The organism is Marinilactibacillus sp. XAAS-LB27, assembly GCF_036039175.1.
Taxonomy (GTDB): domain Bacteria; phylum Bacillota; class Bacilli; order Lactobacillales; family Carnobacteriaceae_A; genus Marinilactibacillus.
The window spans coordinates 244,548-257,371 of record NZ_JAYXKP010000003.1; the positions used below are offsets into that span (position 1 = coordinate 244,548).

The following is a 12,824-nucleotide window of genomic DNA, read 5'->3' on the forward strand; positions in this document are numbered from 1 at the left end:
AGCTTAATTCATTCGTTATCTATGCTTGTATTCTAAAATACGTAGGACGTTTTGTCAATTAAAAGATAAAAAAGGACGTATTATATAAATACGTCCTACCTTTAGTCGTTTTCTAATGATATTCGATTATGACTTATATGAATCAACATTGCTTGTTGTGCTCCAAAACTATCTTTCTTTTTGATATATTCAACGATATCTCTGTGAGATGCTACTGTTTCAGTTTTCATTTTTTCATTTGTAAAGTGATTATTGTATAGGTTTATAGAATCGCTTATCAGCGGAACAAGATGATACAAAGCCGTATTCCCCGAAGCTTGCGCAATTTTAGCATGCAACTTCTGATCAAGTTCTAAATGTCGGGTACCATCTTTCGTTATTTCTTCTTCTAGCTCGATTCGAATATGATCGATTTCTACTAAATCCGACTCAGTGGCATTTTGAGCTGCTAGTGAGGCAACATAGGGTTCTAAAATAAATCGAATATCAAATAAATCCTTTGTCAGTTTTATTTTATCCTCTAGTGTTGAAAATCCCAAAGGATCATCCATTTGTCCTTTCTTCTTGCTAATAAACGTTCCTGATCCTTGCTTAACCTCGAGTATATTACGAGATTTTAGCATCTTGATTGATTCACGAATGGTGTTTCTACTTACTTTTAATTGTTGAGCGAGTTCGAACTCGTTAGGGAGTCTGTCCCCAACTTGTAGATTTTGTTCTTCTATCAACGCTTTGATTTTTTCGGTAGTGCTTTCAACCAATGTTATGTATTCCATATGATTAGTCTCCTGTAGTAAGTTTCACTCTATTATAAATACTATATATTTTTGCTTAGCTTTAATAATAGTATGTTTTATTGTTTAAGAGTACTCTAAATATACCATGTCGATTTTATGAAGAAAACTATTGCATATATATATAATGCTTGATCAATTGAATGATTTGAATCTAACTTCTTTGTAGTTTAAATCGGCAATTCCGTTGTTACAGCAATAAGCTCTCCTTTGTAAAAGTATCGACCAATTACTCCAAAGTTCTTTTCTTCGATATAATAGCCTATTTTTTGAATAATGCTATCCGTTTTGTCTAAAAACAATAGCTGGTAGTCTCGTCCTTCTATATCCATATTGTCCGTTGAACTCGTCTGAGCAGACTCTAGCTCTTCTGTAAGTGATGTAATAAAGGCTTGATCTGTAATGGTTGCGACAGGTTCTTCCGTCTGATCCTCGATAACTTCAATTTTGACTACTATAGTTTCCTCGTCAAAAAATTCATTTGACTGACAAGCTGCCAAAGCAAATAGCGCTAGAAAAATCAATGCTATTACACCTAAAATTTGAAATAGACTCATTGATTTTCTATTCATTGTACACCTCTTCTTCACCTTATTGTTATTCGAAGTATACACGGTTTATTGATTATTCACTAATCTTTTTTATCTATTTAAACACATAAAAGCGACCTGAGCTAGGCTCAGATCGCTTCTTTATCAGGATTAACTCATCACTTCTGTGGAATCTCTTTTCAGCGCAACATTACTATAACCGGTCGCGATCCCATTTTCGTCTAGAGATGTTTTGATCAGTTTTTTCACGAGGCTTGCAGACTTAACCTTGAGATCTAGTTCTATTGAGACCTTTGTTTCATAGTCTCCCGTTTTGATCATCGTTTTCAACTCTTCAATCGTTTCGCATTCTTGCTTACTTTCGTTATAGACAGAGCCGTATTGCAAGTATTGATGCGTGTCACTGCCCCCAACGATTGGAAGTCCTATAGAATCTGCGAATGCTTCTAGTTCTTCTCTGTAAGGATGTTGTCCTTGAGCATACAAATCTCTTCCATTCAAATCGAGTGCGTCCAGACGTTTTAATTGCTCTGGGTTGTGATGTGTCAATGGTGTGCTAGTTCTCAGAGGATGTCCGCCAATTCTGATTACGTTATACAGATCTGCCAAGTCCATTAATGCTTTAAACGGCATAAAGTCCGGCTTCTGTTCAAAGCCTGTGAGCTGTTGTCTCATACTGACAATTTCGTCTCGCTGACCGATTATCAAGATATGTCCGACTTCTTTTACATCCACTTCCATACCCGTAAATACTTTTAGTCCTCTAACATTATAGTGTTCTTGTTCGTAAGTGTAATGCGCCTTTAAATAGTCGTACGTATCCATGGACTGAAACGTATTGAAATGTTCCGTGATACAAATCGCTGTTAAGCCAGCAACTTTTGCTTCTTCCACCATATCCTCAAAATATTCTGGCATAAAGCGAGAAATCTTGGCAATTTTGATGTGCGTGTGAAAATCTATATTCATCTAATGACTCCCTTTTAATTTAATGTGACTGCTAGCATAAACAACATCACAACGTATAATACGTTGAATAGACCAAACAAGCTGTCTTTATATGAAAATTTCATGTACCCTAGCTTCACTTTTTTAACTGCTGGGTTTTTAAAAGAGTACAAGCTGCCTCTTGATTCTAGTGACTCCACTGTAGTTCGTGCTCGCTTCGCTGAACTGAGCATGAGTGGGTAAAATGACTTTACAACTAATGTCATAAAGTAGACAACCGATCTCCAGTACAGAAAACCATGTTTTTCAGGTGCTTTCCCTCTTAGTCTAAATGACATAAAGACATGGTGATACTCTTCAATCAGCGTTGGCAACATCCGGTAACCATAGGAAATACTGAAAGATACTTGTCCCGGTACGCCAATTTTCAGTAAGCCATCGCTGAGTTTTTCTGGTTCCATCGTTGAAAAAGCAATCAGTCCAGCTAGCGATATAATGGCCAGCTTAAGTTCAAACATCATCAAAGGCAAAAGGGTTGCTAGACTTCCGCCAAAGAGTAAGGAAACGCCCAGCACCATACTTCCTTGACCAACGAGTCCAAATACAAACAAGAAAAGTAACAAGTAGCTCACTTTTGCTAGATAAATCATAGCAACAAGCATCAAAAACATTCCAATCAATACGATCCAGCTATGCGTTAACCACGGAAAAATCGCGTAAAAGAAATACCACATAAATATTGTTCTTGAATCCAGTTTGGCAATCGTTGTTTCTGTATTCCCGTAAGCAGCGTTCAATACTTCAATTTTCAATTGCTCTACACTAATAAACTCTTGCAGCTTCTTTGTAATGTCCATCGAACGCCATTTCCTCCTTACAGATCTTTGCGTAGTCTACAAATTCTTCAACTGAATAGGCTAATTTAGTGCCTAACATCCTGCTCAATTCCATAATTTGTGGGGGTGTCAAACCTGCACTTTTCAGTAGTGCTGCGTTTGAAAATACGGAAGCACGGTCTCCGTCATGAATAATGTGGCCATCTTTCATCACAATGATTCGATTGGCCCATTCAGAAACGAGCTGCATATCATGCGTCGCAATAATCACTGCTTCTGCTTCATCTTTGAGGGACTGAATAAATTTGGAGATATGTTTTCTAGTCCCAATATCCAGATTCGCCGTCGGTTCATCGAGTAGTATCAAAGAAGGCTGCATCGCAACACCAATTGCTAAAGACGCTCTTCTTTGCTGTCCACCACTTAACAGTCGACCATCGCGGTCTTTGATTTCCCTTAGCTGAAATAAGTCGATAATCTTTTCTACGGTTTCTGGGTAGTCTTTGACCTTTCTTGCTTTCAAGAAGTATTCAATATCTGCTTGAATCGAGTCTTCGATGAACATCTCTTCCGGATTCTGGTAGATATAAGTGACGCTATCCGCAAAAGTTTCTGGAGAAAAGCTTTTTGTATTCTTGTCTTTGAGCATGACGTCTCCAAATTCCGGCTTGTCGATGCCTGTCATCAGTTTCATCAATGTGGACTTTCCAGCACCGTTATTTCCAACGAGTGCGATTCGGTCCCCTTTATGAATAGATAAGTTGATATCATTTAAAATTTTCTTTTTCTGTCTGGAAATCATTTTGTAAGAGAAATCGACGCCCCTGATGTCCACAATTTTCTCACCTGTACGGTTTGGAACAGGATTCAAGTACGGCTGATAATGTTCCGTTAAGTTGAATGCTCTGAAATAGTCAACAGCTTCACTTAAGTTGATTGGTAGCGTCGTATCTTCTTTTTCAACTAAAGCGTAGGCTGCCTGCGTGATTTGTGGTGGAAAGATTTGTCTATCCCTTAACTCCTGAATACGCGTCAGTCCATCTCGCACACTTTTTTTCCATAGAATTCGACTATCGGCCATCAGCACTACATTTTTACAGTATTCAGAAATAAATTCTGTATGATGTTCGATCACAATGACTGTGGTCTTTTCTTTTTCATTCAACAACTTTAATACTTCATACAACTCCTTCGCATGCTGAGGATCTAGTTGTGCAACCGGCTCATCTACAATCAGAATCCCAGGTTCCAAAGAAATAGCGCCTGCCAGTGCCAGCAAGTGTTTTTGTCCACCACTTAATTCCCAAATGTATTCATTGTCTTTTCCAACCAGCCCCACTTTTTCCAGCGCCTTCTTGCCGCGCTCCAGATAATCTGGATAACCAAAATTGAGTGGACTGTAACTAGCATCTTCAATGACTTTTGCTCTTACTAACTGATTCTCGAAGTCCTGATAAACATACCCCACAGAACCGCTTAAATCGGTCACTTTGCTCTCTAAGGTTTTCATTTCATCAACGATCACTTCGCCTTCGATGTCGCCCACATAATAGTGGGGAATCAAGCCGTTGAGTAGCTTGCACAAGGTTGTTTTTCCGGATCCATTCCCGCCCATGATAGCGATAAAGTCTCCTTTTTCAATGTTCAGGGAAACGTCTGTCAGCGATGGCTGGGTCGCTCCGGGATATTGAAATGTCACGTGATTGATTTCGATTAAGCTCATATACTGTCCTTTCTAAATCCGTTACTGCAGATTGTCTAGTTTACGGTATTTCTGTTTTCTCGGTTACTCATAATTTTCCAGATAATCAGGATGGAGATTAAAGAAGCGACAATCAGGCTGATCATCATAAACAAGATTTCGTTCTCGACGGCAAAGGCCCATTCAAAGGAAGGCGCGAATTCCGATTCGGAGAAGGCTTCAGCTACAAAGGCGATAACCGCAACCACTGCTGCGCCGACCATAAATCTTGGTGTGATGATATCACTGATTGGAACATGTAGGTCTTTGGTTTTCGGTTTCACTCCAAGTAATGGTTCAATTTTGCCATATAATTTAGGCACGAGGTACATGGTTGGGATCATCGCGAATAAGATTCCAGAAAACAGAACATCATTCAAGAAGGCGAACCCTTCGATGGCTACAATACTTTCAATCAATCCAGGAACGGCTTCAAGTTCTTCAACACCAATCCAGACTTTACCGATATCGACAGCCATGCTGATAAATTGGTCAATGATGACGGCGAGTAGTGCTGCGAATCCAACCATGATTTTGTTGGACGGATCTCTAACGATAATCCCGGCTACATATAACGCCAACACGAGACCTAGAAAGCTTTCGATCTCTCCGAGTGCTTCGAATTGTCCAAGCATAATTTCCCCGAAGATGATTCTGCCTAGTGCAGCACCCACAGCTGCATGTAGCGGATGGAATAAGATGGCTAATGACAATGGAATAAACAAGAAATATTCAACTTTGAATTCAACTAATCCAAATTTCAGTTCCGGAAGTAATTCTGATACCATCGTTGCCATACCAAATAGTGACATCGATAAAATAAACACCATCATTTTTTGTTGTTCTGTCAGTACGTACCGTGTCTTCAATTGACTCATTTTTTATCCCTCCAATTTAAGTTCTAACCACACTATACCGTTCGATTGTTAACTTAAAACCTAAATCGTGTAAATTGATTGTAAAAATTATATCACTTAATATAAAATGTAACTTTTCTTACATTCTAGTGTTATACTTACATTACAAGCTGATTTAACAGGAGGGTAAAAATTTGAAATTTGATTGGAACACATTGGAAATGACGACTTCCCAGCAGAAAATCGCTGAGTATGTAGAGCGTAACTTACAAACGGTCTTGCTCTCTACCGAACAAGAATTGGCAAATACACTGAGTTTAAGTATTGCTTCCATCTCGCGCTTTTGGCGTTCTTCTGGTTTCAAAAATATGAAAGACTTTAAAAAGAAAACAAACCTACAAATGACGCCGACACCTGCCAAAAAGATCGAGACGATTTTGTCTCAGTCCTCTGAAGCGGAAGGGTTATCTAAAAACTTTCATACGGTGATGAATCATCTAGAATTTACCGCAAAACAGTTTTCAGAAGAAACATTAGACGAAGCAGCCAAACTTATCACTCAATCCAATAAAGTGTATATTTACGCCCAAGGTTCTTCCGTTGGCCTTCAGGATCTTTTGTATTTCAGATTAGCTCGTTACGGATTGTCTTTACACAAGATGGTGAATAGTGGAAGTGAACTCCTCGAAGATATGATTCATTTAAACAAAGAAGATGTCGTGATTCTGTTAGCCTTTGGGCGAAAAGTTCTTCCTGAAGAGGCTGTTATCTTTTCTGAGGCTAAAAAAATTGGCTACAAAGTAATCGCTGTGACCGATCAACTTGTCTCTTCTATTTCAGATCAAGCAGATATTACCTTGTTTGGGAGCCGCGGTGAACCTTGGGAATTTCACTCCATGGTCGCCCCTACTTTGATGATCGAAATGTTGATCATTGCCATCAGTTCCTATGAAAAGGAAACTAATTTGAACCAGCTAGATAAGCTACATGAACTGCGTAAGCAGTATAAAGATGTACTTCCGAGATAAGAGATTCTCATGGAGAAGTATGATTGTTTTTGAGTACCATAAGCTATGAATAGGGAACTTTGATTGGAGTCTTTGGAGCTCTTTTTCATAAAAAGGCTGGATGCGTTCAAAAAAGGGTCTACTATTCTGTAAAAGTCGAACGAAAGTGACGGATGCGTGTGAAAATCGGTTTGCTTTTGACAAAATTCGAACGCAAGCGCCCGATACGTGCGAAAACACCTTTGACTATCCATTCCTTTCGAACGTAACTGTTAAATATCGTGGAAATAAAACAAAAAAACCAAGGAAATTGTACTTTACTACAGTTCCCTTGGTTTTCTATTTGTTTGGAGAGTAATTATCCTCTATATCTTAAAGCTAGACCTTTTAAAAAGTTTCTAGCGTAGCGATCACCACATTCTTTGTAGTTTCGCTGTCCTTCTTTTCGAAGAACGGCACTTAGTTCGCTATTGGAAATATAAATGCCAGCTTCATCTAAAATATCTAGCATATCATCACTTGTCAGTGTTAGAGCAATTTTCACTTTTTTCAGTAAAACATTATTTACACTACGGTCATTCTTGATCATGCTTTGATGCTTTTTCGCCTCGCCTGAGCTATCTTCTTTTTTACCACGTTTGAACACGATCAACCCATTAAGAAAAGACTCCAAAGTTTGATTGCCACAAGCTTTGACGTACTCATTTTCCGTGTGCTCTTCTTCGACTTCTTCTTGATCTTGCTTTGTTTTCGTTAACAGCTGTTGGACCTCTTTAACCGTTACAACTTTGTCGCCTAATTTGAAAATTTCTACCATATCGTTATCTTTAATATCTAAAGCATATCTTAATCGAACCAATCTATCATTATTATTCATCATTTCCTCCAATGTCTCTTGTCTACGATATTTCTCCTATTACCTGAACCCTGTCGTATGTTACTACTAGTATACCCTCTTAACTAATGACAAGAAAGCTTCAAATCGATACTTATCATTTAACTATTAAGCTTCGTTTTCCAAAAATGTCGTTTTAAAATCGCTCAGTGTAAAAAGAAGCACAATCCCAGCTAAGAAGGCTAGCGTGTTTCCTACCAGCGCCACGATTTGAAAGTAATTTGTATTAGCTGTTACACCAATCGTCACACCGCATAGACCTAAACCCATCAACCATAAAAATATTTTATCTTTTCTGATAAATTTTCTGGCAGTATCATTTAACTGTTCTCTTTCCAGTTCGTTGATCCCCATTTCAAACACATAGTGGACTACAATCAATTCCAATAACATCAATACACTCTGATAATACTGATAGATCAGCGTTGAATAAATATCCATATTCATAAAGTACTCCATATAGGGTAAAATGATGGTTATCAAAACGAGTAGTGCAGTGCATATTCTAGGGGTTAAATAGCGTTTCTTTTTCGTATTAGCTTCTATATCATAGTATCCGCAAAGAAGAACAATATAGCCTACAAATGCTGGAAACAATGTGAAAAAGCCGACTGTGAAATTCACATGTGCAAGAATCAGTCCCCAAAAAACAAGCTTGTATCCAGAAATCATTTTACTCCGCCTCCCTTATTTTCACATAATCGTGTACATCCCAAAAATTGTAGACGTGACCTTCACTAATGACTGAACTGATTTTCTGGGGAATTTCTTTTCCTTCTTCATCGGTTAGGATAATATCGAACGCAAGGTCTATTTGAGTAAATTCAGTCATCCTGTCTTCATCACTCTTCAATGTTGAAGTAACGACTACTGTGGAATCTGGCAGGAACGTCATTCCCTCTGCTTCACTAATTGGTACGCCATCGATTTGAATATCTACCAAATCCCTATACTCGTCTATTTGGTCTATTCTAGCATCAGTCAGTGTAACTTTCTCTCGTACCTCGAACCTATTTTCAAGAATACCTTCAAATAAAATGGTTGAGTACATTTCTAGAGGTTCTTTTCTAGGCTCACTAGTCTTTAGATGAATTTCACCCAAGTCCACATTTATTTCACTTCCATCTGTAAAATAAATCGTTGCTTGTTCGAGTACCTTGTCTTTATCATCAACGTCTTCAGAAACATCATAAATTCTAAACCTAACTTCTTTTAAATGATAAATATCAAAATGCTTTTCATTCATCCTCACCTGTGTGTTATCCCATTCATCAATGATTCCTAATGCTGGATAATCTACTCGAACATCGGGGTAATCTGGAAATACTATCTGACTAATTTTGTCGGTATTGTCTGCGTTTGTCAGGTAAGACAGCTCGATATCGTATTTACTCTCTTGGTTTTCATTTTGTATCGGCCACTTTTCTTGATCGTTTTTCATGAAAAGTGGCTCGTCCAGACGAAAATACGCGCGTCCTGTATACCCAAATATCACTAATCCACTGATCAGACTAATGAAAGTAATAAATAAAATATGATTCTTTTTAATAGTATCGCTCCTTTTCTACAATAAATCCTTAGTCATCAGTTCTTCATCTTTATTCCAAATGCTTTCTTATTCATTCGTTTCTCGTCCGGTTTTTCACATAGCGATGAATATTTTTGAAATTGAAAGGTGTTCTCTCTTTTCTAATCGAAAATAGCGATTGAACTGACTCATGACCTTCCTCATCTATTAGTGTAGTATCTGGAGAAAAGTCTACAGACACAAACGAGTCCAATAGATCTTCTCCATTTTTCAATTCAGTGTAAAAAACTACCTCTTCATTTTCTTGTAGTGTAGATCCTTCAATTTCTTCTAATGGTTTCTGTTCTAATTTTACTTGAAGATTGTCTTGATAATTACCTATTCTGTTTTGATCAATCTCTTTCAATTTAATCGGTTTTAATACACGATATTGGACTTCTCCTATACCATCCTCATAATGCTCTATGGTCTTTTCTAATAAGGATTCATTTGTATCCTTATTATTTTTTAAATGAAGCTCGCCAATATCTGAAACTCTTTCTGTCCGATCACTAAAATAGATTTTGGCTTGCCTTATAATAGGTTCTTCTTCATTTCGATTTTCACTTGAATCTCTAAGTAAGATGTATAGCTGTCTAACATTATATGTCCCATATGTTGATCCACTATGTATTCGATTATACGTATCATAATTTAAATAATCCGGATAATTCACTTCAGACACAATGGCTTGAAGCTGAGGGTGCTCTGGAAATTCGATTTGTTCAACGACAGTATCGATATCATCGTTGGTTATGTATTCTAGTTTAAAACGATATTCTTTATATCCCTCTTCTGATTTGTAGTAAATTTCATCACGGTCATATTTCAGAAACAATGGATAATCCATTCTTAAGTAAGCGTGGACCGAAATACTAAGTATCATCAACCCTACAGCCATACTAATCATTATAATAAACAACTTACGATTTCTATGAATACTATCCCTCCTCTTAAAAAACGGTAACATAAAAGATGATCTCGGACAATAAAAAATCAAGCATGGCTGATCTGTACCTTAAAGTACAGTTCAATCATGCTTGATTTTAATTTAATTTATTTAAAATGAGATGATATTCATTGCTGCTAAAATATTAGTCAAAAGGACTAATATGGGCAATGAAATAATTGTTCTGAATAAGAAAATTTTCAAAATATCGAAAAAGTTTAATCCAATTTTTGTTTTTACTAGAATCATACCCGTCTCTGACATGAAAACGAGTTGCGTAAAGGCAAGTACACCAATAAAGAATCTAGACGCTTCTGATGGCGAATCTGTAATGAATAAGGCTGGCAAGTACATATCCGCAAAACCGGCTAGAGAAGCGGGTGCCATTTGTCTTGCGACATCCGTGCTATATCCAATAAAGTCGTAAACGTAAACAAGCGGTGCACTGATAATATCAAAAATCGGTGTATATTCAGCTAAGATTAGAGAAAATGTCCCAACAGCCATGATGATGGGTAAAAACCCAACAAATATACTGATTACATGTTTTAAGGCTTCTACGATTGCTTCTAAAATTTTAGTAGATTCTGCTTGTTCAAGTGCTGAATCATAAGCATGCTTGAATGTAGATTTACCTTCGGGGACGTCCGCTGCTTTTGGTTCTTGATTTTCATAATACGTTCTTTTGAATTTTTTGAGTGGTAAACGTGCTGTAATGAACGCAATAATGAGTGTCACTATGATAATAGATCCATAAAATACTGGAAAGATTGATCCGAAACCTAACTCTTGAGCGACCGCTGCAGCAAAGGCGATTCCTACAATCGAGAAACTCGTTGAAATGACGTAGGCTTCTCTTTGATTGTAATACCCTCTTTGGTATTGGGTATCCGTTACAACAATTCCAATCGTCCCGTCTCCAACAAAAGAAGCTATGGCATCAATCGTAGAGTATCCCGGGACCTTGAATACTTTCTCCATGACCGGTCCGAGTAAGACCCCCATAAATTCCACGATACCAAAATGCGTAAGTAACGGAAGAGCTAGGATACCGACAAAGAACGTAATATAAAGTGTCGTTAGTAACCCACCGTCACCTGCCATCGTTCCTCCAGTTCCCCCATCTAAAATCGCTTGTCCGATAGCGGATTGTTCAAACCATCCGTTGATGACCATTAAGTAAAGAAACGATCCTACAATTCTTAGAAAAACATTCAACGGAGAAGCTTTGAAAACGGAATTCAGGTACTCACTTTTCGAAGTATAAAAAGTAAAGATGATTGTTCCAAGCAGAACAATCCAAGAACACGCTACTGTAAACAAAATAAATCCTTCAAAAATTTGTTCATTTACAAAAGTTACGATATGGGAGATTAGTATACTACTCTCGCCATTAATGGTGAATGGTACTAGAAAAAATATAAAGCCAAGCAATGATAACAAAACAAATTTTAATTTAGTGGCCATTTCGTTGGAACCTCCTATTTTAGTCGAGTATTAGCGTAGCATATATACAGTTTAATCACAATTATATTCTATTATTATACAAAAACAAGCTGTATAAATGTATATAAAGCGGTTTATACTGAATATTTCCGTTAATCAGCTACCCGATTTAAAACAAAAATAACCTAGCCAACAGCTACATAAGCTGATCGACTAGGTTTGTTAAATACTCATTCTTTATTAATTCATATCGACTATTTTTAACTGTTTTCCTGTTGAGACCGTCTTTTGTTCTGCATCTTTGAACTGACCGTTTTCAATCTGGTAAACGTTGTACCCATATTTTTCTTCAAACTGTACCTGACACTGTCCGATATCTTCTCCTACAAAAGACATCCCTACAACCGTGAAATAGGGAATATTCTCCACTTTTGTTTTATAGGCATGATGCGTATGTCCACTTAGAATACACAATATATTATTACCTTGTAATTTTTCTAATACTTGCTTACCTTCTGGCAAACTTGGGATAGAGCTTTGTTGTTCCAGTAAATGGTGATGTGTTACTACGATCACTGGCTTGTCCTGTGTGCGTTCTAGCGCGTGGTCTAACCACTTCATTTGGTTTTTACTGACCTGTCCATTGGAGTTTCCGTAAATGGCGCTATCAAATGAAATAACGTGAAAGTCTTCAAAAGTCTCAATAAGATTATACGGTTCGTCAGACGATATTTCGTTTAACCAACCTTCTCGAAACTGTCTTTTGATGTCGTGATTTCCTAATGTAACAATCACTTTTATGTCACCGACGATTTCTTGGATTACTTGTTTCAGGAATCGATAGTCTTCTGCCTCTCCATCATCTGTTAAATCTCCACTGATGATCAGAAGATCAATTTCCTGTTTGTTTCGGATCTCTTCCAGACACTCTTTAAGCGGAATAAGAGGACTTTGCATCTTCGCCAACATTCCCTTGTATCCTTCACTGCTTTGTTCATAGGTTTTTCTGAAGTGGATATCAGATATGTGCACTATATTCATCTATACTCATTTTCTTTCCTCAAATTACGTAGCCAGAAATAACTATAAATACCGCCATGATCTCCATCAAGACGGTATTTATTCTACTCTACGTTTGCATGGCAATTAAAAAGCTTCTCTCAAAAAGCTTTTTAGTTGCACACTCTACCTTATGTTTATATACAATCAGACCAGCCTCTACTCTGGCTGATC

At 37.4% G+C, this 12,824-nt stretch carries 13 protein-coding genes; 1 reads left to right on the forward strand and 12 read right to left on the reverse strand.

All coding sequences use genetic code 11. The features are described 5' to 3' along the window. Nucleotides 1-101: 101 nt before the first annotated feature. The 6 genes from VXN63_RS06120 to VXN63_RS06145 form a co-directional block, all read right to left on the reverse strand. Entirely contained in the window at nucleotides 102-776 is a 675-nt protein-coding gene (locus VXN63_RS06120) for a FadR/GntR family transcriptional regulator (protein ID WP_327757122.1), read from the reverse strand. 188 nt (nucleotides 777-964) lie between these two features. Then, nucleotides 965-1,366 carry a hypothetical protein gene (locus tag VXN63_RS06125; protein ID WP_327757123.1) on the reverse strand — a complete coding sequence of 134 codons (402 nt, stop codon included), beginning with the start codon at nucleotides 1,364-1,366 and terminating at the stop codon, nucleotides 965-967. Nucleotides 1,367-1,495: 129 nt separating this feature from the next. Further along, nucleotides 1,496-2,314 carry a PHP domain-containing protein gene (locus VXN63_RS06130; protein WP_327757124.1) on the reverse strand — a complete coding sequence of 273 codons (819 nt, stop codon included), beginning with the start codon at nucleotides 2,312-2,314 and terminating at the stop codon, nucleotides 1,496-1,498. A gap of 14 nt (nucleotides 2,315-2,328) precedes the next feature. After that, on the reverse strand, nucleotides 2,329-3,150 hold the full coding sequence (locus tag VXN63_RS06135) for an energy-coupling factor transporter transmembrane component T family protein (RefSeq protein WP_327757125.1): 822 nt from the start codon (nucleotides 3,148-3,150) through the stop codon (nucleotides 2,329-2,331). Then, complete coding sequence (locus tag VXN63_RS06140) at nucleotides 3,116-4,852, reverse strand: ABC transporter ATP-binding protein (protein WP_327757127.1); 1,737 nt, start codon at nucleotides 4,850-4,852, stop codon at nucleotides 3,116-3,118. The genes VXN63_RS06135 and VXN63_RS06140 overlap by 35 nt, the downstream gene beginning before the upstream one ends. A 35-nt stretch (nucleotides 4,853-4,887) precedes the next feature. Beyond that, a complete protein-coding gene (locus VXN63_RS06145; protein ID WP_327757128.1) occupies nucleotides 4,888-5,748 on the reverse strand; it encodes a hypothetical protein in 861 nt (286 codons plus the stop codon). Nucleotides 5,749-5,921: 173 nt separating this feature from the next. On the opposite strand from VXN63_RS06145, the gene VXN63_RS06150 reads away from it, so the two are divergent. Beyond that, nucleotides 5,922-6,755 (forward strand): MurR/RpiR family transcriptional regulator, encoded by an 834-nt coding sequence (locus tag VXN63_RS06150; RefSeq protein ID WP_327757129.1) that lies wholly within the window; start codon nucleotides 5,922-5,924, stop codon nucleotides 6,753-6,755. 337 nt (nucleotides 6,756-7,092) lie between these two features. On the opposite strand, the gene VXN63_RS06155 is transcribed toward VXN63_RS06150, so the two are convergent. The 6 genes from VXN63_RS06155 to VXN63_RS06180 form a co-directional block, all read right to left on the reverse strand. Further along, nucleotides 7,093-7,611: a DUF1456 family protein gene (locus tag VXN63_RS06155; protein WP_327757130.1), complete on the reverse strand. Its 519-nt coding sequence runs from the start codon at nucleotides 7,609-7,611 to the stop codon at nucleotides 7,093-7,095. A gap of 126 nt (nucleotides 7,612-7,737) precedes the next feature. Beyond that, nucleotides 7,738-8,301, reverse strand: coding sequence for a hypothetical protein (locus VXN63_RS06160; protein WP_327757131.1), 564 nt, complete (start codon nucleotides 8,299-8,301; stop codon nucleotides 7,738-7,740). Nucleotide 8,302: 1 nt separating this feature from the next. Beyond that, nucleotides 8,303-9,070 carry a hypothetical protein gene (locus VXN63_RS06165; RefSeq protein ID WP_327757132.1) on the reverse strand — a complete coding sequence of 256 codons (768 nt, stop codon included), beginning with the start codon at nucleotides 9,068-9,070 and terminating at the stop codon, nucleotides 8,303-8,305. Between the two features lie 178 nt (nucleotides 9,071-9,248). Continuing rightward, nucleotides 9,249-10,106 carry a hypothetical protein gene (locus VXN63_RS06170; RefSeq protein ID WP_327757133.1) on the reverse strand — a complete coding sequence of 286 codons (858 nt, stop codon included), beginning with the start codon at nucleotides 10,104-10,106 and terminating at the stop codon, nucleotides 9,249-9,251. Between the two features lie 150 nt (nucleotides 10,107-10,256). Continuing rightward, entirely contained in the window at nucleotides 10,257-11,612 is a 1,356-nt protein-coding gene (locus VXN63_RS06175) for a YjiH family protein (RefSeq protein ID WP_327757134.1), read from the reverse strand. A gap of 219 nt (nucleotides 11,613-11,831) precedes the next feature. Continuing rightward, nucleotides 11,832-12,632: a metallophosphoesterase family protein gene (locus VXN63_RS06180; protein ID WP_327757135.1), complete on the reverse strand. Its 801-nt coding sequence runs from the start codon at nucleotides 12,630-12,632 to the stop codon at nucleotides 11,832-11,834. Nucleotides 12,633-12,824 lie beyond the last annotated feature (192 nt).

Excerpts from the sequence above, each read along its gene's own strand:
- VXN63_RS06120 (WP_327757122.1), bottom strand. The coding sequence starts at position 776 with ATGGAATACATAACATTGGTTGAAAGCACTACCGAAAAAATCAAAGCG.
- VXN63_RS06125 (WP_327757123.1), bottom strand. The coding sequence starts at position 1,366 with ATGAATAGAAAATCAATGAGTCTATTTCAAATTTTAGGTGTAATAGCA.
- VXN63_RS06130 (WP_327757124.1), bottom strand. The coding sequence starts at position 2,314 with ATGAATATAGATTTTCACACGCACATCAAAATTGCCAAGATTTCTCGC.
- VXN63_RS06135 (WP_327757125.1), bottom strand. The coding sequence starts at position 3,150 with ATGGACATTACAAAGAAGCTGCAAGAGTTTATTAGTGTAGAGCAATTG.
- VXN63_RS06140 (WP_327757127.1), bottom strand. The coding sequence starts at position 4,852 with ATGAGCTTAATCGAAATCAATCACGTGACATTTCAATATCCCGGAGCG.
- VXN63_RS06145 (WP_327757128.1), bottom strand. The coding sequence starts at position 5,748 with ATGAGTCAATTGAAGACACGGTACGTACTGACAGAACAACAAAAAATG.
- VXN63_RS06155 (WP_327757130.1), bottom strand. The coding sequence starts at position 7,611 with ATGAATAATAATGATAGATTGGTTCGATTAAGATATGCTTTAGATATT.
- VXN63_RS06160 (WP_327757131.1), bottom strand. The coding sequence starts at position 8,301 with ATGATTTCTGGATACAAGCTTGTTTTTTGGGGACTGATTCTTGCACAT.
- VXN63_RS06165 (WP_327757132.1), bottom strand. The coding sequence starts at position 9,070 with ATGAAAAACGATCAAGAAAAGTGGCCGATACAAAATGAAAACCAAGAG.
- VXN63_RS06170 (WP_327757133.1), bottom strand. The coding sequence starts at position 10,106 with ATGATTAGTATGGCTGTAGGGTTGATGATACTTAGTATTTCGGTCCAC.
- VXN63_RS06175 (WP_327757134.1), bottom strand. The coding sequence starts at position 11,612 with ATGGCCACTAAATTAAAATTTGTTTTGTTATCATTGCTTGGCTTTATA.
- VXN63_RS06180 (WP_327757135.1), bottom strand. The coding sequence starts at position 12,632 with ATGAATATAGTGCACATATCTGATATCCACTTCAGAAAAACCTATGAA.